27 protein-coding genes are annotated in these 21,100 nt (G+C 49.3%); 4 read left to right on the top strand and 23 right to left on the bottom strand.

Going from position 1 to position 21,100, the window contains the following annotated elements; genetic code table 11:
* The first annotated feature begins 447 nt into the window (after positions 1-447).
* The 3 genes from GN242_RS07685 (at position 448) to GN242_RS21655 (ending at position 2,726) form a co-directional block, all read left to right on the top strand.
* Complete coding sequence (locus GN242_RS07685; RefSeq protein WP_156287214.1) at positions 448-1,197, top strand: BRO-N domain-containing protein; 750 nt, start codon at positions 448-450, stop codon at positions 1,195-1,197.
* A 584-nt stretch (positions 1,198-1,781) separates the two neighbouring features.
* Positions 1,782-2,276 carry a Panacea domain-containing protein gene (locus tag GN242_RS07680; RefSeq protein ID WP_156287213.1) on the top strand — a complete coding sequence of 165 codons (495 nt, stop codon included), beginning with the start codon at positions 1,782-1,784 and terminating at the stop codon, positions 2,274-2,276.
* 18 nt (positions 2,277-2,294) lie between these two features.
* Positions 2,295-2,726: a hypothetical protein gene (locus GN242_RS21655; protein WP_197094774.1), complete on the top strand. Its 432-nt coding sequence runs from the start codon at positions 2,295-2,297 to the stop codon at positions 2,724-2,726.
* A 353-nt stretch (positions 2,727-3,079) separates the two neighbouring features.
* On the opposite strand, the gene GN242_RS07670 is transcribed toward GN242_RS21655, so the two are convergent.
* The 7 genes from GN242_RS07670 to GN242_RS07640 all read right to left on the bottom strand — a co-directional run bounded on the left by GN242_RS07670 (position 3,080) and on the right by GN242_RS07640 (position 10,328).
* Positions 3,080-3,910, bottom strand: a complete 831-nt coding sequence (locus GN242_RS07670; protein ID WP_156287212.1) for a hypothetical protein — start codon at positions 3,908-3,910, stop codon at positions 3,080-3,082.
* Positions 3,911-3,972: 62 nt separating this feature from the next.
* On the bottom strand, positions 3,973-4,209 hold the full coding sequence (gene cor, locus GN242_RS07665) for a phage exclusion lipoprotein Cor (RefSeq protein WP_156287211.1): 237 nt from the start codon (positions 4,207-4,209) through the stop codon (positions 3,973-3,975).
* Between the two features lie 81 nt (positions 4,210-4,290).
* The gene (locus GN242_RS07660; RefSeq protein WP_156287210.1) at positions 4,291-4,965 is read right to left on the bottom strand and encodes a hypothetical protein; all 675 of its coding nucleotides are present in this window, start codon (positions 4,963-4,965) and stop codon (positions 4,291-4,293) included.
* 310 nt (positions 4,966-5,275) lie between these two features.
* Complete coding sequence (locus GN242_RS07655) at positions 5,276-8,422, bottom strand: TipJ family phage tail tip protein (protein WP_156287209.1); 3,147 nt, start codon at positions 8,420-8,422, stop codon at positions 5,276-5,278.
* A gap of 9 nt (positions 8,423-8,431) precedes the next feature.
* Complete coding sequence (locus tag GN242_RS07650; RefSeq protein ID WP_156287208.1) at positions 8,432-8,956, bottom strand: tail assembly protein; 525 nt, start codon at positions 8,954-8,956, stop codon at positions 8,432-8,434.
* Positions 8,899-9,624: a C40 family peptidase gene (locus GN242_RS07645; protein WP_156287207.1), complete on the bottom strand. Its 726-nt coding sequence runs from the start codon at positions 9,622-9,624 to the stop codon at positions 8,899-8,901. Before GN242_RS07645 ends, GN242_RS07650 begins: the two co-directional genes overlap by 58 nt.
* Positions 9,624-10,328 carry a phage minor tail protein L gene (locus GN242_RS07640; protein WP_156287206.1) on the bottom strand — a complete coding sequence of 235 codons (705 nt, stop codon included), beginning with the start codon at positions 10,326-10,328 and terminating at the stop codon, positions 9,624-9,626. The genes GN242_RS07645 and GN242_RS07640 overlap by 1 nt, the downstream gene beginning before the upstream one ends.
* Before the next feature lie 179 nt (positions 10,329-10,507).
* Here GN242_RS07640 and GN242_RS07635 point away from each other — a divergent pair, with 179 nt between their 5' ends.
* Positions 10,508-10,750, top strand: a complete 243-nt coding sequence (locus GN242_RS07635; protein ID WP_156287205.1) for a hypothetical protein — start codon at positions 10,508-10,510, stop codon at positions 10,748-10,750.
* A 111-nt stretch (positions 10,751-10,861) separates the two neighbouring features.
* Here the strand turns inward: GN242_RS07635 and GN242_RS07630 are convergent, their stop codons facing one another.
* The 16 genes from GN242_RS07630 to GN242_RS07555 all read right to left on the bottom strand — a co-directional run bounded on the left by GN242_RS07630 (position 10,862) and on the right by GN242_RS07555 (position 21,099).
* Entirely contained in the window at positions 10,862-11,212 is a 351-nt protein-coding gene (locus GN242_RS07630; protein ID WP_156287204.1) for a phage tail protein, read from the bottom strand.
* 59 nt (positions 11,213-11,271) lie between these two features.
* Entirely contained in the window at positions 11,272-11,493 is a 222-nt protein-coding gene (locus GN242_RS07625; protein ID WP_156287203.1) for a hypothetical protein, read from the bottom strand.
* Between the two features lie 47 nt (positions 11,494-11,540).
* Positions 11,541-14,204 (bottom strand): tape measure protein, encoded by a 2,664-nt coding sequence (locus GN242_RS07620; RefSeq protein WP_309547454.1) that lies wholly within the window; start codon positions 14,202-14,204, stop codon positions 11,541-11,543.
* A 60-nt stretch (positions 14,205-14,264) separates the two neighbouring features.
* Positions 14,265-14,789: a hypothetical protein gene (locus GN242_RS07615; RefSeq protein ID WP_156287201.1), complete on the bottom strand. Its 525-nt coding sequence runs from the start codon at positions 14,787-14,789 to the stop codon at positions 14,265-14,267.
* Positions 14,786-14,995 (bottom strand): hypothetical protein, encoded by a 210-nt coding sequence (locus GN242_RS07610; RefSeq protein WP_156287200.1) that lies wholly within the window; start codon positions 14,993-14,995, stop codon positions 14,786-14,788. Before GN242_RS07610 ends, GN242_RS07615 begins: the two co-directional genes overlap by 4 nt.
* Positions 14,996-15,163: 168 nt before the next feature.
* Positions 15,164-15,547: an HVO_A0114 family putative DNA-binding protein gene (locus GN242_RS07605; protein ID WP_156287199.1), complete on the bottom strand. Its 384-nt coding sequence runs from the start codon at positions 15,545-15,547 to the stop codon at positions 15,164-15,166.
* Positions 15,548-15,552: 5 nt separating this feature from the next.
* On the bottom strand, positions 15,553-15,918 hold the full coding sequence (locus GN242_RS07600) for a toxin-antitoxin system TumE family protein (RefSeq protein WP_156287198.1): 366 nt from the start codon (positions 15,916-15,918) through the stop codon (positions 15,553-15,555).
* Positions 15,919-16,047: 129 nt separating this feature from the next.
* On the bottom strand, positions 16,048-16,722 hold the full coding sequence (locus GN242_RS07595; RefSeq protein WP_156287197.1) for a DUF6246 family protein: 675 nt from the start codon (positions 16,720-16,722) through the stop codon (positions 16,048-16,050).
* 59 nt (positions 16,723-16,781) lie between these two features.
* Complete coding sequence (locus GN242_RS07590; protein WP_156287196.1) at positions 16,782-17,522, bottom strand: Ig-like domain-containing protein; 741 nt, start codon at positions 17,520-17,522, stop codon at positions 16,782-16,784.
* 24 nt (positions 17,523-17,546) lie between these two features.
* A complete protein-coding gene (locus GN242_RS07585; protein ID WP_156287195.1) occupies positions 17,547-17,930 on the bottom strand; it encodes a phage tail termination protein in 384 nt (127 codons plus the stop codon).
* The gene (locus GN242_RS07580) at positions 17,927-18,295 is read right to left on the bottom strand and encodes an HK97 gp10 family phage protein (RefSeq protein ID WP_156287194.1); all 369 of its coding nucleotides are present in this window, start codon (positions 18,293-18,295) and stop codon (positions 17,927-17,929) included. Before GN242_RS07580 ends, GN242_RS07585 begins: the two co-directional genes overlap by 4 nt.
* Before the next feature lies 1 nt (position 18,296).
* A complete protein-coding gene (locus GN242_RS07575) occupies positions 18,297-18,644 on the bottom strand; it encodes an uL10 family ribosomal protein (protein WP_156287193.1) in 348 nt (115 codons plus the stop codon).
* A 168-nt stretch (positions 18,645-18,812) separates the two neighbouring features.
* Positions 18,813-19,190: a DUF7370 family protein gene (locus GN242_RS07570; RefSeq protein WP_156287192.1), complete on the bottom strand. Its 378-nt coding sequence runs from the start codon at positions 19,188-19,190 to the stop codon at positions 18,813-18,815.
* Positions 19,191-19,192: 2 nt separating this feature from the next.
* Positions 19,193-19,561, bottom strand: coding sequence for a hypothetical protein (locus GN242_RS07565; protein WP_156287191.1), 369 nt, complete (start codon positions 19,559-19,561; stop codon positions 19,193-19,195).
* Positions 19,562-19,570: 9 nt separating this feature from the next.
* On the bottom strand, positions 19,571-20,647 hold the full coding sequence (locus tag GN242_RS07560; RefSeq protein ID WP_156287190.1) for a major capsid protein: 1,077 nt from the start codon (positions 20,645-20,647) through the stop codon (positions 19,571-19,573).
* Between the two features lie 11 nt (positions 20,648-20,658).
* Positions 20,659-21,099 (bottom strand): hypothetical protein, encoded by a 441-nt coding sequence (locus tag GN242_RS07555; RefSeq protein ID WP_156287189.1) that lies wholly within the window; start codon positions 21,097-21,099, stop codon positions 20,659-20,661.
* Between the last annotated feature and the right edge of the window lies 1 nt (position 21,100).

Here is a 21,100-nt window from a genome sequence, read left to right as displayed (position 1 = left end):
GATAAGCCAGTACAACCAACTTTTCTCTTCCACGATTATGAGACGCAGCCCTGAAACGCCCGCCATTACTGGCATCTTAATTGACAGCCTCGCTTTATGTACGCAATTATGTACGCACCTCAATTCTCTAGTCTGAAATCATCAATCTCCCTTTCTCCACCTCACCCATTCATCTTGACTCTTTTAGATATCCGGGGCTATATTCCCCGTGCAGCCGCAAAATCGGCTGTCGGGATTGGTCTCCCGGATATCTAACACGGCGCACACCACGCCTGACGTGGTTTTTTTATGCGCGAAGCACGATCACATCAAAATTATGGTGGGTTGTGTGGGGGCTTCTTCGGAAGCGCCGGGTTCGTGTTAGCCGGTAAGACCAACTCTGCACAACTCACCACCCAAGATTGGTCTCGAAGGTGGTGTAAGTCTCACTAACACGAGGTCATTACCATGACAGCATTAACTATCCAGCCAGTATCATTTTCATTCCAAGAATCCCATGATGTACGAATTCAGGTAATCGACGGTGAGCCGTGGTTCTGCCTGAAAGACGTATGTGAAGTTTTAGATATTAAAAACGTCAGCCAACTAGCGGCACAGCTTGATGAGAAGGGTATATGTAAAACATACACCCCTACGAAAGGCGGCAAACAACAGCTGGTTTACGTCAACGAACCCAACCTCTACCGCGTCATCTTCCGCAGCAACAAGCCAGAAGCAAAACAATTCCAGGACTGGGTATTTAACGAAGTGTTGCCTGCGATCCGCAAAACTGGCCGCTATGAGAAGCGTCCGCAATCAGAACCACTGGCACCTTCCGACATGAATAACCTCAAGCGCCTGGTGTGGATGATGACAAATGGAATGAAGTTCGACCAGTCGTGGAATGCAGGTATCTGGTACTGCCTGCGATCTGCCACCGGAAGGTCATCGCCACAGCCATTCTCTGTAGAAGATTTGCCAGCGCTGGGGGAGGAATGTCGCCGCATCATGAAAATCACCTCGGCTGTACACAGGGCCGTCTATGATTTCGAGAAAGAAGTTATCAGCAAGGTCGTTCGCAAACGTGGTGCAATCGAGCCTTTGCTCGATGATATGCGCAACAAGTTGCTGGAGCTTCAAAATCAGGAAAGCAACGGCATGCTGATGCTGGACAAGCTCAGTGAACACGGAGTCAATGGATTGATGGATCGACAGTAATGATACTTCTAAGCTGCCTGCACGGCAGTAAACATTCTCCAGCCTGAAATCATCTTCGTATGTCCGGCCTAACCAGTAACCGCCTCAATACTGCTTGGATATACAGTATTGTTTGATCAGCTAATGAGAATGATCAATCGGACAATGGGAAGGAATTTTCAGGGCGATGATTTATGGTGAGATTTATCCAAAGGCGTACGCCTCCTGTTCATTCATCCAGCCTGATTAAATCACCATAATTTCTAACTCATTAGCCTGGGTTATCATAGGGTAAAGCCCGGTGGCCGAAGAGGCGTTCGGGTGACGTGATGAGAGGTCGCAGAAATGCGGCCTTTTTTGACTAAAAAAACATGCGCAGCTAGATTGTTGCATTCTCAACCATTTTGAGTTAAACGCAGTGATACAGAATGACACCTTTCATTGTAAATCCATGTTATATATGGTTTTTTAGTTCTACCTAAAATCTCTCCACGTGTTATAATCAAATTTGAGCAATCACTGTAAATCCATACAGTGCTTTCTGGGAGTTTTCACTTCTGGTACTGGATGGCATTGTCTAAATTTAAACCCAAAGGAGGCGAATCATGGCTTATTCTGCGAACGCGGTTGCTAATGCCTTCATTGAAAGGGCTAGGCAAGGAAAAATACCTGACTTGTCCCCCATGAAGATCCAGAAGCTATTGTTTTATGCGCAGTCATGGTTCCTGAAGTTGTATGACGGAACTCCGCTTATAGACGATAGTTTCGCGCGGTGGCGTCATGGCCCAGTGATAACTTCGCTGTATCATGAGCTTAAAGATTATGGTTATAGGCCTATAACCAATAAGTTGACACGCGCGGTTCCCTCTCCGGAGGGTAATGGCATCAGGCTTATAACGCCTGAAGTTGACCCTAACGATACTGCGGCTAATCAACTGATTGATCGCATTACTGAGGTTTACGGTAAATTTTCTGGAACACAGTTGTCTGCTATGACTCATGCAGAAGGTGTTGCATGGAGTTTGCGTGGCCCTGATGGGTCAATAATTAGTTATGAAGACATGGCAAACTACATTCACCCTGAACCCAAACCCCAGTAACCAGGATGATTTATAACCATGTCAGGGCAGACTAATCAGGACATATTAAGTCAGATAGCTCCGCCGCACACAACGGAGCTATCTAATGAGGCATCACCAACTGGCCAGACTCTTTCTCAAGTCGACGAGCCACCTGCAGGCGAACGAGTCCGGGAAGAAAAATCCAGTGAAAAAGACCTGATACTTCTAAATGAAGAAGTTGAGGATAGAAAAGCTGATAGGGCTTTAAGAGACAAATTCGGAGAAAAGGCCTATAAAGTCGTTAGGAAAACGCTTTATGGGTGGTCAATACTTCTTTTTTGTTATGGATACGCAAAAATATTTGGATTTGAATTATTCCCTAAGGAAGTAATGATTGCTATCACTACAGCGGTAACACTGAATGTTTTTGCGGCCTTCCTGGGTGTGATACGTGGGCTTTTCCCCTCATCAAAACCATCTAAAGATTAACCCGGCCACCGCGCCGGGTTTTTTGTGCCTGAAGGTCAGGGCAATGATCTGGCGGCGACAACTATCACTTCTAGGCTGCCTGTGCGGCAGTAAACTCCGCAATTGCAGCTACAACTTCGGCTCAGGTCTTCTAAGCTGCCTGTGCGGCAGTAAACCGTTCTGCCAGCTTGGATTTCGTCTGCATAAACTTCTAAGCTGCCTGTGCGGCAGTAAACCGTTATCTTACCGCGCTAACCCATTTACTTCTTTAGCTTTTTACCTTATTTCCTCGTCCAGACCCTCTTTTTAACCATTATAAAAATCAATCAGATAAAAACATGCTAAAAAAGAGGGTCTGTCGCACGAGCAAGAATTCACTGCAACGGAATTGTGATATTAAAAGATATTCCTGCGCCAGATGATATGTTAACGCAGGATACAATTCCGTTTGATCCAATTGATACACGCGGCGGTGTTGTAGTATTCGAACCATTACTGAAAACAACCTGGTTAAAAGTAAATGGAGGCCTGAACCCAACAGGTAATGAAAAAAGCAAAGTCCAGTCTGTAGACGTTCCTGGATTTATTGTCACATCGAGCTGTAATAATCCCAAAACTTTTCTATAAGCAGCCCTGCCTCCCGGCGTAACAGTCCATCCATTTTGAAGTGTGACGGGTATCCACGAAACGTCCTCGGGCGCAAGAAGTCCCATATTTCTTCTTGCGCCAGCTGCGGTCTTTGCCCCGGTTCCGCCCTGCACAATCGCAACAGCACCGCTCGCTAAATCAGCTTTATTGCTTAATGCTGTAGTGATAGCGTTCCAGCCAGGGCCGGTATAAGAGCTCCCGTCCGGGAGAGTTATAGTAATTTTGTCACTCGCACTGTAAATCTTCTGCCAATTATCTTTGTCATGATTAAGTCCGCGAATTGCTCTTGCTGTGTCAGCTGCAATTTGCGCTGTGATTCCAACAAGCGCTTGATTAGCGACAGCGCTCCACGCCAGCCCTGGCGCCGCCGGCCCTGCAAAGGGAGTGTTTAGTGTCAGCGAAGTATTTGACGTGATAGTCTCTACGCCAAGTGTGTAAGTAACGCCACCAACAACAACAACAATGAAGTCATTTACTTTTAGCTCGTTAGTGAAAGTAGTGCCGATCCCTGACACAACTTTTGAGCCATTTGTTAATTTAATAGTGCCTGCTGGCATAGAATTTTCTCCGGATAATAAAAAACCCGGCACGGTGGCCGGGTCTCTGTTGTTAGAGCGAATTATTTTTCGCATGTAGTACGAATGAAGTTATTTTTATTTACCCACTGCCAGTTGAATGGGTATCCGGCCTTATACTGGGTCTGGTTTGCCCACTTACGGACAGCGTAAATTTGGACTACTGTTTCCTGACCTGAAAGCAATGCAACTCCATTGCAAGCAGGCTCTTGCTTCTCAAAAAAACCACCACAACCAGATAATATAAATATAACGAACAATAAACTGGCAATCCTTAGCATAATCAAGATCCTTAGTATTAATGATTCCTATCTTACTCTCAAAGCTTCCGTTAGTTAACTGATTTTAATTAACCAAGCAAGCTAATACAGACCAACATCTATTGCTTTTATTGTATTCCTGTGGTTTACATATTGAATATTACTCGCCCCCCCTCCTCCGAGATCACCTCTGAATGCCCCTTTTATCCTGGTGCTCGTCCCGTTAAAATATGCTGACGTATACGCAGGGGCAACAAAGGGATAAACCTGTCCGCCCTGATTTATCACACCAGCCATGTAACCCAGACAATCTGGTGCCACAGCATACTCACCGATTAGCGTGGTATCGACATTAAAACCAGCGCTATCTGCACCATTATTTCCTTGCGGTTGTATACCTCTTAGCACTTTTGTTTCGTTTGTGATAATGCATCTTCCTTGTGCGTCCCATATTGCCATTCCCCAGGCTGGAGGTGTCTGGTATTGATAACCAAAAACATACACATCAACAATAAAATCTCCGGGGCCACTACAATTTACAATGTACATTCCTGAGGTCGAGTCAAGTATATAATAGAAATTCACCTCGGCTTTGTTTCCCTTGCAAAAGATAAATCTCACCGCCCCATCATTGGGGTGTACGCGTATCACGCCTCCTATCGTATTTGATACATTCAGTGTTTTAGTTATCTTGTTTACAAGGCACAGAGGCATTGTATCATCAACATAAAAAGGATTACCTTTCGCATCTTCAAGTAACGCTCCGAACTTTGCCATTATGGTTTCCTTGCATAGAAGATTACATTACCACTTGTAGACGGTTCAGTATTTTCGCCGTAGTTACCATCCGCAGGCGAAAGTGATATGGTTCCATTTAATATATTAAATACCCTTCGATTTGTCGTTCCAGTGGGAGATGTATTCTGGAATAAATACCCCGCCACATACCCAGGTGGCATGCTGAATGACCAAGCCCCTGAAGTTTGACCTGATGCTAACTTGGCTGTACCTAGCACAAGAATGCGAACAAGTCCGGTGTTAACATCATTCCCATTTTCGTCCCATATTCTTAGCCCCCATTCAGCCATTAGAAACTCCCCGTTAACCGCCCTAACTGTATCAATTGGCCCGACGCCGACTGCACACTGATCGTATTATTGTCCTGTTTCATCTTCCCCTCCCCCGTCACAGAGCCATAGTTTACAAACGTTCCAGCTTTATTCAACTGCCAACCAGACACTCCTGCAATATAGTTATTAGACTGGATATAGTTACCAATTTTAAGGTTGTCGATAGAGCCGTCCTGAATAAATGCAGAGCGCAGGAATACTTGTCCGTTGATAGCAGCAAACGCAAGTTGATAACCGCCTGCCTCGCTACCCGTGTAAATACCAAACTGATCTGCATTGAAAGCAATCGTGGATTTATACGAACTGCCGTCAGGTTCAATGCCCATCGCCATTCCGCTTTTGTAATAAACCCCGCCTCGCAAAATCTGAAGTCCGACATCATAGAATGCCGATGCAATTCCATCTGATTTTACCGTTGCAGTGAGCTTTTCATTTACTGATGCAGTAACGCCATCAAACTGAGCCTGAACCCGCGTGGAAAGTTCAGCTATCGCTTTATCGACATCAGCGATCGTAGTTTTCACAGTGAGTACATCAGCCCTTACTTCGCCCACTTGTTTAAACTGATGACTAACGCTGGAGTCGAGATTAAGCGCGTTTTGAAGAATTGCTTCAATGCCGGTATCAATTTGCCCTGTGAGTCTGTCGAATGCTTCGGACTCGCGGATGGCTTCGTCGATGATATCTATCATCCCTGGAATGTCAGATGACGCTTTGCCCGATATTGCGACAAAGTCAGATACGCCGAATGCGTTCTTAGTTCTTACGTACATATAATACGTAGTGTCAGCCTTCAGGCCGTGCAGCGTCCACTGTGATGACCTGCCAAGAAACCGAGCCTGGTCTTCAATGCTTCCGGCGTCAGGTGCTGGCAACTCTCCCGTGTACCAGAACTCGAAAGAAGTGTCAGTTGTGGCCGTAACGTTCATCACCGGCACTATGTCAGCGGAGAAGAGCCCGGGCGTCCACTGTATGAAAGTTGGCGCTGAAGGAGCGCCGATCACCAGGCCAGCCTGCGTCTCCGCTCCTTTCATCCCGTTCTCATTGCGCCCACGCACGCCCAGTGTGTAACTGCCAGCATTGAGGCCGTAAAACTCATAGCGGAACTGGTCTGTTTCGTACTGTGCAACCACCTTTCCATCCATGCTATAGACATACAGCTCGAATACAATTTTCTTGGTAAGCGTTGCAGTCTCCCACGTCGCCGAAACCTGAATGGTTTCGCTATTCACGTTGAAGATGCGCAGATTCTCAATGTTCGGCACGCGATAACCGTTGAGCGTATCGCCGGGCGTATCGAATACCGCGCCATCATCAACTACGGCCTGCTTATTCGGGTCGTACAGGGTCGCAGATATGGAATAAACAGAATTATTCTCGTCTTCAGAAATTCCCATGATGCGGAACAACCGCGGCGCGACTTCGTCAGTAGAAATCACGAACACGGTGCCATCACGTACCCACGCTGGCGCTGTCTTGAGGCGGATAACGCGACCTGTAACGCTGGCAATCTCGTTCTTAACAAACTTACCCGCTGAACCCATGATCGACATTTTATCGCCGCTTCCGGCTAACTCAGACACATCCGCATCGACTGTAATGGAAGTACCACTGTGCGAGATAATACGGCCGCCTAAACGTGTCGCTGCATAGTTGTTATCCAGCACCTCCACAACGTCGCCCGGGATAAAGCGAATTGCCTCACGTGCCATCTTGAAGGTTGTCTTTTTGGTTTCGCGTTTAGCAGTTTCGATTAACCATTTGCCTGTGCGGAACGCCTGACCTCTTGACGTGCAACCGAAAGCCTCCATAGTGGTTTCGTTGTAGCCGTAGCGGTCAATCAGGCCATCGTCGGACACGTATTCCTTAACCTGAGACCAGCCGTTGTTCGGATCCGTCCATGAGACGATTACAGCGTTATAGCGCTCTGAACGCTTCATAGAGCTGTAAGTAAACAGTCCGTCCACAACATTCGCATTTGTGATTGATGCAACCGGGTCTTGAGGGTTATCCAGCATCACTGAGAAGCGCATGCCATCCCACAATGCAATGCCGCGGAACATGCCAGCGATATCGTCCAGCAGGTCACGCGCACTTTTCTGCTCGGTAATGTAGGCATTCAGTGTGAAGCGAGGCTCTTTGCCGCCAAAGCCGTCATCGACAAGCTGATCGCAAAACTGCGAAAGCTCGTACAGGCTGCCGTCATCGACATCAACATAGCCAGCGCGGCGTGCCAGACCGTAGCGCGTATTCTTCACCAGTGCGCGGAACAGCCAGGCGGGATTGTTCGTCCAGGCTGATTTGAAGCCACCGGTCCAGATGCCGGTGTAGGTACGAGCGATCGAGTCATAGTTATCCGGCACATCGACAATCAGCCCGCGCAGATGGTAAGTGCGCGAAGGTGTGTCTGTGTACTGGTCACGATCAACCACGCAACCGGCTACAGCAGCGTAGGGGTATGAAAGGTTATCGTCGGTGATTTCGGTGAAGCTGTTCCAGATGGTGCCGTTGTTTAGCAAGTCACTTGAACTGTCCGCTGTTACGCGGCGCAGGCGGATATCGAACGGCTTCGTTTCTGGAGCATTAAACAGATGAGCTTCGAGATACTCGCCAGACTGCTTACCAGTAACTGTCACGGTCTTCTGGATTTGCCATGCACCCGCACTGCCCGAGCGCGTTTCGATAACCATCGTCACAGACGTTTCGTGCTGATTGCCTTTGGTGTCCTGCTCCACAAGGCTGGACACGCCGATGTTCATGCGCACGCGATCAACGTCAGTGTCCGTAACCGTGCGCACCAGAGGCGTAGCCTGAGTCACGTCCGTGTTAACGACCGTTGTCGCCTCAATGGCGTTGAAGCCGTTAATTGGTGTTTGCGTTGCCGTTCCCGGACGCCATGCCACACTAACACCATTAATCGTCGTGCCGCCGAGGGAGTCGGTGACCGGCGTCTTATTCAGCATGAACGAGGAAAGGTGCTGCTGGTCTACCGGCCCGTAGATTGGGCCTTCACTGATGAGGTCGAGAACGCGGAGGAATTGCTTCGATTTGAGGTTGTCGTCGATTAGTTTTGGGGTGCTGCCACCGCCGCCGCCTGAGCCCATGCTTTCACCTTAACTAATTGAGATATTCCAGTCCTGGTTGTTCGATGTATCGATGCCAAGGCTGATTACGTTCGAGCCAACTACCATCTCACCTAAAAGCAGCGGCACCGGCCTGCCCTGCCCTGTGCGGTTCTCCGCGCTGGTGAATGAGTTGTTGGTGATGGAATTGGTGTCCTGATCCGCTGATGAGTTCGTTTTCATATGCGAGGTCATATAGAGCGAATAGGCGACTGAAGCGACAGTAACCGCGACCATAATCCACGCTGCCGCCACGGCAGAAATCGAACCCTCAACGATCGGCACGAACAACACCGTAGCGCCGTCTTTGATGTGCCGGTTCATGTGGAATTCGAGGTTGTCACCAGAGATGTCGCTGCCATCAATGCGCATGCGCAACCTAGTCTGATAGAAGTCGCGCTTGAATGCGGGGCACTGAGCTAGCAACAGGCGCAGCCCCTGCGATGGCGTATCTACGTTTAAAGTGATTTGGCGGAAATGTCGTCGTAAATTCCCTGTAAATCTAAAGATGAGCATTGTTCATGCCTCCAGATGGAGTGGATCAGAGGTACGTGAATCTGACGAAGCGGTTCCCGGCGACTAAGCCTGCCGTGCACTTCGTGATGCAGGACGATATTGTCACCAAGCCAGATCATGGCGTGGCATGGGTCGCACTCGGGGAATGCGCGGCGGATAATCACATCGCCTGGCTGAATAACTTCGAAGCCAACCTCGTGAAACCCGTTGGACGCCATATTCTTCAAGTAGAGGTTTTCACCGCGCACCCACCAACCGTTGGTTCTCTCAAAGTCGGGCAAATCAATACCGCACAGGTGGTATGCGTCCCGAAACAGCGTGTAGCAGTCCATCACGCCATGCTCGAACCTGCGGCCCAGCAAATGCGGCACAGGACGAAATTTGCGTAGTTCACCCCCGCTTGCCAGCCACCAGTGGATACCGGTTGCCAACTGTGCAGTACGATCGGCAGCTGACAGCACCAGTTTTTGCTCAGGGTGAGAATGAAAAACGGCAGTGATTTCTCCCGTCTCTTCTGCTTCAAGCCAATCCTGTTCGCCTACCCGGAAGTTACGCCCCGGATCGGGATGTTCATTCGCGCACCGCCACAACCGCATGCCTTCAATAATCAGGCCGCACACCTCATTTGCTGACTTTGCGGCATATGCCAGGCATTCAGATTCAATCATCAGGACACCTTAGCCGAGCCGGGATAGCCGCCGTATGGCAGCGCACTTGGTTTAGCGAAACGAAAACGACAGCCGCTGCGATGCTTGGAGCATTTGTCGCGCGACATGTCAGAGGTTGGATTGTCTTTCTCGTCAGCAACCGGATCACCGGAGTAACCGCAACCGTCGCCTCGGTAAACCCACTGACATACGTCAGCCAGAATCGTGCGAGCTGGGATGATTGCATTGTCGCAGTCAACCGGAGTGGCAAGGTTGTAAGTCACCGTCTCGAAGGTCTCCTCCGCCATTTCCTCAATTACGTAGCGCGACACAGCCTCCATAGTCGGGTCTGCACTTGCGTTGCCGCTTGGGAAATTCACCGTGTCGAGATGCTTAACCAGCACCTGCCGGCGCGTTACAACCGCACCTAGAGCATCCTCGAAATCGTGGTTGATGCCGGTTATCAGCCCGGTAATGTTCGCTACTTTCATTGTCGGACGCGAATACGTTCCCTCAGATTTCGTTTCGAAACCTTCAACGGAAATCGGGTAAGCCGAGTAAGCGCGGCCCTGCCATATGACATCGTTGAAATAACCGTTGGTGCCGCCATGAAAACGGATCACGTCACCGCCAAACGACTGAAGGTCGACTTCAAACAGGTCGATCATCGCGCCGACACCTGCATCGACGCTTTCGATTATTAGCTCTGCTGGTATGTCTCTCATCTTGTGCCCATATAAAAAAAAGGCCACCGGGCGGCAGCTCTTAAGGTGAGTACTGATCGAATATCAGGATGTTGCTGATAGACACTTAAGGTTATGTTGAGTATTCAGCCCGTCCGTGTTTGGGCACGGATGTACACCGAAAATGAGGGATGGCTGATTACCTCTGGATAAGGGACTTTATGAATTCAGATTTAGGTGAACTTTTAGATACGTTCCAACGACAAATTACAGATTTAAGAACGCAGCAAATTGTGCAGGATTCGATCATTCGTTCGTTACTGGGCGCCATGCCAGAAGAGGTTAAATCTCAGATTAAATCTCAAGTAAAAAAAACTTTGGAAATTCAACCCACAGATGAGGCAGGGGTTAACTTAAAAGAAATTGCTCAAGATTATCTTGCACGTGCTTATCAAATAAAATAATAGCTTCATCCAGTTGGCGGACTCGCTCCGCCAATTCTTTGATGTCAGAAATATCAATATTTAAAACTTCATTTTTTTTATGGTTCAGCATAAATATCTCCCGCCTTTCGGCTATCGTGGAACCTGCTCAAATGTTGCGGTCAGCTCGTACTGACCACCTGTTTTCTTTCCCTGCCATGACCGACAAACAAAGAGCGCCTGTACTGCGGTATCGGATGGCGTCCAGTAAAATGACTCGACAGCCATTCTCGCCTCCAGGAACGCTTCTGCCTGCTTCGCGTAATTTGGTCTACCGCATAGCCCATCAACACCGATAAACGTCAGTGAGTAGCTGTCCATCAGTGGGTTGATGCCTTTAACCTGCCGCTGCTCGTAGCCATCGCCAAGCTTGACGACAGCTACATTCGGCGCACGGCTGATCGTGAAGCCTTTTTGAGGGCTCCATGTGAATGTTTCTGGCATGGGTACTCCGGATAATAAAAAACCCGCCGGAGCGGGTCATGGGTGTAGTTCAGGCGGTATTAAAAACCGGAGACAAGCTCTTTAAGTTTTCTCTTGGCTTCTTCAGTGGCCTTTTCTTCAATCTCGACAAGTGAGGCGCCTTTATCTAAAGGCAGCAACACGTCGACGATAATATTCTGCTGAGTTTTTTCATAATCTTTGAAAGCAACTTCTGCCAGAATTCCCTGCCCATTTACGTTGTCATAAGCAGTGATCCTACCGACTTCAATTTCCATTGCCATGTATCGTCTCCTCTTAATTGAGGCTGAATTATACCAGCTCGAAAATATTACTTCCTGCCCTGAAGCATACCCTTTGGCCTGGTGCTCTGGTCTCTGATTATAAGCATTGTGTCTGTCTTCCAAGCCTGGCGTAGCTGCTTGATGGTGGCATCGTCCAGACCATTAGTGGTATTCACGGTCAGGTTCATCACCTGATTCAGTGATGTGCCGCCACCACCTGCTCCCATCATGTCCTTATTGCTGATCACCTTGCCGTTATCACCAGGTATCATGTACTGCTTCCCGGTGCTGGCTTGGTAGATTTCAGGCTTACCACCTTCACCGACCTGATACATGCTGCCAGCGCTGACTGGGCCGCCGTTCTTACGTGCGCCGGCTATGGCCATTGTTTGGGCTGTTGTCATTGCAGTGGTGTAACCTGTCATCCCTGCGGCCGCAGCACCTCCTGATGTTGCAATTGATGCAGCCATTGCCGCTGGTGACCATGCAGCCAACAATGTCGCTGCTGAAGCTATGCCTGATGCAGTTGAGGCAGCTAGCGCGGCAGTCGCAGTTGCCTGGTTCGACAAGATTGCTGAGGTTTGCGCAGTTTGACCTATCATCTGCGCTTTAACCCACTCAAGCCCCATTTGAACAATACTGCTAACGACACTGTTCAGTATGGTTGAGCCGATGTTTGCGAAAGCTTCACTTAAACTTTGAGTGCCATTCAGAAGTCCAGTGATTGCGTTGGTAGCACCACCTTGCAGCGAGTCTATAGCGCTACCGAGAAGCTGATTAGCAGTATTCTGGTTTTCCCATATTTTCCACGCAGCATCGATTCTTGCCTGCTCGTACTGAGTATTAGCTGCGTTCATCAGCGCAAGTGACTGCTGCTGAGTGATTATCTTTTGCTCCTCAAACTGCTGGATCAGCGCAAGTTTCTGAGCATTCTCATTTGCCAGTGCCTGCACAGGGTCAACGGTGCCCGCCGCTACCTGCTCAGGAGTGACGACTTGCTCTGAACGGATCTTAGCGAGGTTAACTTGATGCTGTTTGGCGAGTTGCTCAGATGTAGCATCTGCTTGCTGCTGAGTAATCTTTTTAGCATCAAGCGCAGTTTTCAGGTCTTCGATATCCTGCTTGTAGTTTGCGTTCTCTCTGGCTTCTGGCAGCAACTTCTCTGCGGCGGCCTGAGCGCGGATAGCATTCCCTGTATCCCATTTTGCGGCAGCGTACTGGCCAGCGAGCTTGATGTCAGCTTGATTGGCGGAGCTACCAAGAGACTGCTGCGCTGTGAGGATTGCCTGCTCACGGCTTAACTCTCTTGTGGATTCGGCAGACAGCGCAGCCTGCTCTTTTAACGATGCCAGCTTCTCTGCTATCGACTCTGCTTGTGAGGCAGACTTTTTACCCTCGGCATTATTAGTCTTCTGTGCCTGAGTATTTCGGTAAATTTCTGCGTACTGGTCTTGCAGAGATTTAACTCGCGGGTCGTCACTTTTAATTCCTGCATCTTCAGCATCGTACTGCGCCTGCAATCTAGCCCTAGCCTCTCCCTCGCGCTTTGATAGTTCTATGCGGCGCTGAGATTTCTTAATCAGATCATCTTGCTTGCTATTTCCTGACGTAGCTCCTTTAACGGATATTGGTTTACTGGATTCCTCCAGATCTTTGGCTGCTTTAGCTCTGATGTGAGCAATCTCACCTTCTGTTTCTTTCAGTTTTCTCGCTGCTTCTCCGCGCCTTTGCTGGAAAATAGTATCTGTTTCATACCAGCGCTGCCCGTCCCTCAGCTCTGAGTTGTACTCTTTTTGCAGCTCAATCAGCTTAGGCATGCGGGATGAGTCGCCCACATTTTTGTTGTAGAAATTTAGGTTGTTGGCAACAGACTGCATCAGCCCTGCCAACTCTTGAGTTAACTCAATAGACTGATTAAGATCGTTAATCATGTTTTTGAAGGCGACATCAAGGCTATTTTTGGCCCGATCTACTGTCACTGGCATCTTGTCGAATTCGGTATTTACATTCGACGCCTGCTTCTGGATCGCGTTTAGCGCATCTTCAGCAGTGAGCTTTCCTTCAAGCATACGTTGACGCAACTGTCCAATAGATAGGCCAAGACCAGCTGCCATCTGTCTTGCCAGCTCCGGCATATTTTCCAGCACCGAGTTGAATTCTTCAGCTCGCACAACTCCACCGGCCATTGACTGTCCGAACTGACGAAGGGCATTTGACATTTCTTCCGCAGATGAGCCACCCACCACACCAATTTTCTGAAGCGTGTCGGTCAGCATAAGAACCTGACCGTTAGTGGCTCCAGCTTCTTTTAAGCTAGCGGTCAGTGTCTCCCAAAGTTTTTCGGTGCTGGCGAGGCTGTTACCAGTATTTGCGGCGATCGTAGATAAAGATGCCATGGTATTTTTTGCCTCTTCCATACTCCCGCTGAGGCGGGTTACTCGCGCCTGCAGCATTGCCATGTCGTCAGCTATTTCAATAAGTTTAAGTGCAGCCTGTACTGTGATATAACCCTTAACAGCGGAAGCCAGCCGGGTAAAGCCACCACCAAGGTTTTCTGTCTTCTTCTCCAGTCGATCAATGCTCTGCCCAGCTGAGTTGGCGGATTTATTCAGTCCATATAATTGAGAGTCGATTTTCTGCCGAGCCTCCATCAACTCCTGAACGTCCATCGATACTTCATAGACCAGCTGACCTATGTCCTGCTTTGACATTTGCATTTCTCCAGGCGAAAAAAAACCCCGCCTTGGCGAGGTTTGTTATGTTGTTTATATTTAGCCTTTGGCTGTGGTGAGCCCAGTAAGGTCAAACTTGAACTGCTTATTTCCGGATTGATAGAACTCGGCCTCAATTATGACTTTTTTATGTGTTCTAACATTTTTTATGAATGAAGAAGAGTTATCAAAAAACATGACATCAGATCTGCCACCGCTTGCTTCTGACATTGAAAACTTCTCTATTTTGCCACTATCAAACTTTACTGAGACGTGGCAATCGTTGAAAGAACTACAGATGAACTGTCCCTTACTGATAGTCAATATTGCTTCAGTTAACGGCAAGTCTTCTGCTTTTTGCCCTTCTTTAAGTTCAGTTTTTTTTGAGCGTAGTAGCAGGCTCATCTTAGAGCCGCCGTTATAGGGAAAATCAAACTCTACAGCGTTATCAGATTCAGTTTGGATGAATTTCTGTGCTGTCCCGCGCATTTCATCGTTGTCATAGGATGCATACCAATCTGCGGCAACTGATGAGAAAGAAGTGGCTATCAAAAAGGATACAAATGCTATTTTACTTTTCATCACTTGCTCTCCTCATTTTTGATGACCACTTCGCGAGGTCTCATCTGCTGCAGCGCGCGGCAGAAGCAATAAGGTATAACTGATAAAGCCAGCCCCATAGCAGCCCCGGCAGCTTGCTGTGGCGCACCATTTGCGCTTGATACCAATAAAACGCCTTGAAAAAAACCAAAAACTGAAAGAAGTGCGCTTATACCCCAAAGTATTCTCATTTCAAATTACCATGCAATTAAAGTGGCTATTATCCTAAAGGGAAGCTGATGCAATGTGAAGCAAGAAAACCCGCGAGTGCGGGTTTGATTAGGGCCGATTTGAAATCAGGGCTTATGCCACATCAGCGCCGTGGATCAGATGGCGCAGCGCTTTGATGCCTGCTCTGCCTAAGCGGCCTTTGGTTCAAACTTCACAGTAAACTCTTGCTTTACCTGAATATCAAAATCAGTGAACAGAGCTACAGGCTTTACGCCACGACCTAACTTCTCAAGGCGAACAAATCCCCGCGAACTAAGAGTTTTTAAAGTTACAGAGAGATTACTTTTCTTGCGTCCACACATCTCAGCCAGCTCGGTAATCGTTTCCGGCTTTTGTTCTTCCATTAGACGCAGAAGTTCAATGTTCTCATTACTCAGGACTTGAGCCAATGCATTTACAGATGTAAACCAGACTTTTGGCTCTCCCGGCTCAGGTTTGTACTCGCCTTTTACGATAGCAAGCATCCTTTGACGGATGTGCTCTTCAGGCATCACACCAATAAGAGCTTTCATATTTTTTAACCTCGGCTTTCTCGTTGAGCTATGACTTCGTCTGACTTTGTGAAAAAGTCTTCTATAAGCTGCGCTGCTGACACAAACTCGTATGGATACCCTTTATCATGAGGGGTACGGTGTATGTGGTCATAGACCAACCTGCCAGAATAACAGCCCTTTTTAGGTAACTTTATCCCATGAGCATTGTCTATGCCAAAGACGCGAGTGTTGTACTTATCATGCAACGTTAAACTGTAACGTACACCATGGGGTATGAAAGATGTTGGTTTTACCTCCCACACATCAACTTTCCACCAATAGCCATCATCCCGGTACACAGTAGATCCATGCAGTGAAAGCAAATAGTCTAAACCGTTATCTCTTTCCATAAGGGCTTCCGTGAACGTTATGACCTAATCATAACCATAAACACAACGAAGTCAAACAAAGACGAACCAAGACGAACCAAGACGAACCATCGCGTAATAAATTGAACCAAGTTGAAACGAAAACTTAACTTATCCAGACTTCGCAAGGCGTCTCGCCTTTTTAGCCAGGTAGTCATCGGCAACTGCTTCGTACTCATCACGCGTGAAGCCTTTCTTGTCGGGATACTTTGCTGCAAGAAGCAGGGAAAATTCCGTCATGCTCAACTGCTCCGCTTCATCCCGACTTATGCCGAAGTGGTTACGCGCAGCGCTGATGTACTCGAAAGCATTGAACTCTGTAGTGGCCTGATTGCTTTCGTGGCGCTGAAGCTGGCGCACCTTCGCTTTGCCGATGATGCCGTGGGTGATAAGCGACTGAGCAATGAGCACCATCTCAACAGCAGGCATCGCGCCTTTGCGCCAGACGAATGTCCACTTGCCAGATTTGCCGGGGATAATCTCACCTATAAGCCGTGACAGGTCACGCTCGCAACAGGCTGTGAGAACGCTCATTGCTGCTATGATTGCAGGCTTCCCAATCTCCCTGCGGTTCACATGGGCCAGCAGCCATGCAGGTATAGTTCCGTATGCATCCAGGCCACGCTGAAGCAGCGGTGTCACCTCATCGTTATGCAGGTCATAGAATGCCTGCACTATCTCCTGTGGCTCCCCGATTCGGCTCATTGCTGAGAATGATGGCCGGAAGAAGTATTCATTCTCTCCAGCGGTAATCAGGCACTCTCCAATCTCTTTGTAAGGTGTCATGGGTTAATCCGGTAACAGACATTTTCGGGGCCGCCAGGCGGAAGCCCCTGAAATGGCAATTAAGCGGTGATGGTCGCCGCAGTAGAGCCAGTAAACGCACCGTCAGTTGAGGTGAAGGTGATTGTCGCGGTTCCTGCTGCAACACCAGTAACCAGCCCGGTAGAGCTGACCGTTGCTTTTGTCGCGTCAGAGGTTGTCCAGGTGCCGGATTTATCTGTTGCGTCAGCCGGCAGTACAGTTCCGGTCAGTTGGCGCGTTGCACCTACGGCCAGAGACGTAGTGGCAGGAGTGACGGTGACACCTGTGGCGGGCACAGTGTCATCACTATCCAGAACCTCGATGGTTGTGGCATCGCCCACTTTGAACTCAGTGGAGAAGGTTACAATATCGTTTGTGCCACCATCGGAACTCAGCGCCGTAACCACCATGTAACCACGGAAAGTGACCTCACCGTATTCCATGCGCACCCATATACCTGGCTGTCGGCGGGCCTTCAGCTCTGCGGCGAAATACTTGATGAAGCGACCTACTCCGTACTGATCCAGCTTACCTTTCTTGCGCACTTCACCTTCAAAGCTGATGGTGAAATCTGAGTTGGTGATGATGCTCTCAACAAAGCCGCCACCGTCATCCGCATCTGAAGTTACTGTGTTAGGTGAGAAGTCCCACCCTTTGCTCGTTCCGGCAGCCAGCGCTTTCCATTCCGATTCCTGCGGCAGCGTGTCGCTACAGCCATCGGCAACTTCAAGCACAACGGCACCACCGAACAAACGTTCGTTGCTGTTCTGGCAATCAGCCATGGGTAATTCCTCTTTGACGTTTATTTAGCTGCCGAATGTGGCAACAAACTGAAGCCGATAGACCAAGCGGCCTTCGGTTGTTTGAACGGGGGCAGGAATGCCGCCGAGATTTTCCAGATAGCCAACACAGGCGTCGACCATTGGGTTTTGCTGAACGAAATCGATGATAGCCTGTACACGCTCGTCAACTGCGCCATTGGCACCTTTAGCACCAATGACATCAACCATTACGTAATATTCACCGCCAAGCTGGTTGCGGACAGCGCCACCGCCATTTGGACGGAATACCATGAAGTTATCAGTGAGATTTCCTGTGTCATTCCACACAAGAAGTTGAGCGAGATAGCCAGTGGTTAGAGCGGCATCATTGAAATAATTGAGCACACGCTTGTGCATTGGAGGGGTCACAGAGACATCTCCTTTTTAATGGTTCGGTCGATAAGCTCGCGTGTATCTTCGAAGCCTTTCGTAAGGAACTCTTTCTGCGCAGTTGAGCGCCGGAAGTTCTGCGGCATGCTCGGGTCATGAACATAAACCGCATAGTTAGCCGAGTAGCCCACGCGCCCGGTGAGCCGAGTCCCATTGACGTCCAGTTCGCGATACTGGCTGTTGATTAGCGTTGAGGTATCGATAGGCGTGTAAAGCGCTGCCTGAGATGAACCGATAATCAGCGCACTCTGCAAAGCTCGCACCGCTTTTCGTCCCTGAATATCGCCGACCAGGCGATTTAGGTTCTGCTGTGCCTGGCGGATGCCTTTAACTTTCACTCCCATATCAAACTCCTGTCAGGATTGCGAAGTCGTCAGCGGTTCGCTCGAAGGTGTCAGCATAGCGAATGGCCTGCATCACCTCATCAGCGCCCGCTGCGATCGGGTCAGGGTTACTCGAGGCACCAATCAGGATGTAATCACCGGTATCTGCCAGTGCGTACTCCGTCCATATGGTGTTCTTAACTACCTTCTCGCCGCCTATGGCACCCAGACGCTTACTCAACCCGCCTTGATAGTCGCAGGAAATCACCAGTGGCTCAGACCAGCCAAGGGAATCGCCGTACTCATCCAGCCCCAAGGGTTTCCAGATGGTCGCCTGCGACGTGTATGACCAACTGGCTAAAGATGACATGTCACTCCCTCCAGCTCACGACAGTAGGATTTTCAGCAGCGATGCGCGGGCAGTTAATGCGCCACTCACCCGCGGTGTTAACGTAAGCGGTCGTTTCCTTCCCGCTATCCGTTTTCACCCACACGCGCTGGAATTTTCGAGGCAGGCGCAATGATGCTGGTATATCCATCAGCAGCCCCCAACAACGTCAAAGAACCCAACGCTGCTCCCTACATCAATCGGCAAAGATGACGTACAGCCTGACGTATCGAGCGCCGCGAGCGTATTGCGCATAGTCTTTACATCGCCGCTGTAATCGAATGACCGGGACGCCCCTGAAGGCGCTGACTGTGACTTAATGCGCTGGCTGTATGCTGTGATAGCCATTAGCGTCACGGCGTACACCTGAATCAGCGTCAGATCGCAATCATCGTAGCCAGCCGCCTCCAGGCACATGCTTATGCTGCCCAGCTTGCACAGGTAGGCATCAATCATGAAATCCGGTACGGCGTAACCCAGCGCAGATAACTGCTGTTTAACCTGCGCTGCTGTTATCTGCACTGCCATGGTTACTTATCCTTTTTCAGTGCTGCTGCCAGCGCCGACTCTGCATCGTCAGCGCGCTTTTTCTCGGCTTCCAGTGCGTCGGCGTGCTCTTTTTCTTTCGCCTCTGCCGATTCCTGTGCCGCCTTCAGCTGCTCCAGCGCCTCATTCAGTTTTGACTGCAACACTGATGTGTCAGTGCTGACCGGCGCGGATGGGGTTGCCACTTCGAAGGTCAGCTTTTCACTGGCCTTCTCTTTCGAAGCTTCTGCCTTACCCTGCTCAATCCATTTTTCCGCGATAGCGCTGCCAACGTCGTAAACCTTGCCAATCTCCAACTTCTGAAGATTGGCACCGGCAAAGAGGTTTGCTACCAATACCTTTACGAGTGCCATGTTGTTTCCTTAGCTCGAAGCGTGAATAACAGAGTAGTGACCGTTGATGTCCTGCTTGACCATCAGGCCAGCAGCCCCCCAGGTGCGCCACACGTAGTCAGAGTTATAGAACTGACGAGGGTCGGCAACGGTGCCGAACGCCTGACCTACGATTGGAGCGATAACTCCAGCAGCCAGCGGGATGATCACGATTTCATTACCTGAAAGCTCTGCATCCTCTTTGATAGCTGAAATTCCAGCCAATTTGGCGATTTCTTCCAGCACTGTGCGCAGGGAGTTCACATCGAAATATTGTTCCCAGTTCGACATGATTTCTGCTGACACATACCAGGTCTGTTGTCCGTACTGGAGGTTTTGCAACTTCATCACATCACGCAGAGCAATCGCGCCTGCACGCATAGCCTTAACGTCTGTACTGGTAGCGAAGTTAACGGTCAGTGTAACTTGGGCAACACGCTCGTCATGACGCAGGCCTTTCCAGGTCTTATCGTCAAACTTGATGTAGTTGCCCGCTGCATCACGGAAACCTTCCCAGATGTAATCAACGTACTGACGGCGAACATCATCGACAGAACCGGCCTGAGCATCAGCCAGTGATGACAGCGCATTGCCTTTGTTGAATACCGGATCGCGCCAGTTGAACTTGAATCCGGAGTCATGGATAGGAACCATGGTTCCGTCAAAGGTGTAGCTCTTGGCATCCAGAGCCGCGCCGATCTGGCCTGACATGGAAGTGTGAGCCCAGCCACGACCGCCAGTGCGGGCGTACTCATACACAGACTCTTCCAGGCGTACGGAGCGAGACAGAGGCATCAGGTCATTCAGCAGCGTGAACTCTGTGTTAGGCTCAAACTCTGCCATCACGGTCTGATCATATGTCTTATACAGGCGACGAATATCATCGACAGCGTTTACTGCATCCAAGGCAGGAGCATTGGCAGCCTCCCCGCGAACGCGAGTACGGGCGATGAAATCAGCCACTGCCTGAGCACTGGAATTACGGGCGAACTGGAGTTCCTGGAACTGAGCTGTGTTAGCCTCAAGGTTCCGGGTCTCGGTGGCCTTCTTAGCGGAAAATACAAACATTCGAGTGCTCCTTACTTAATGACAACGCGCAGGAGGTCGCCTGCTGTCGCGATGGTGTACGAATGGTCTTCTTCCACATAGCAGCGCGTGGATGTATCCGCAGCTTTGGCTTTTACTTGCCCGTTCACAATTGACAGGGGCTGACCTTTTTTATAAGTACCTGCCGCCGCTGGAACGTTGAAGAAAACGCCATCAGTTGGATGCATAGCAACAACCCAGTCACCTGCCTTAATTGTGTCATCGACAGTTTTGCAACGCAGATAGTCATAATTTGCCACGTACAGAATTGCATCTTCGTTACCATCTACTGACGCAGTGAACTTCTGCGTTGTTGTATCAAAGAACCCTACAGTACCGGGCTTCGTATCTGCTGCGGCCGCGCCCTCACGATGTAACTGCGGGTTGGCAAAAATGCCACCGGCGTGAATTACGTGCTTTCCATCTTTAGCCATT

Origin of the sequence: Erwinia sorbitola (assembly GCF_009738185.1) — a bacterium.
GTDB lineage: Bacteria > Pseudomonadota > Gammaproteobacteria > Enterobacterales > Enterobacteriaceae > Erwinia > Erwinia sorbitola.
Note: the sequence above shows the minus strand (reverse complement) of the source record. Positions and strands in the feature narration are given on the sequence as shown.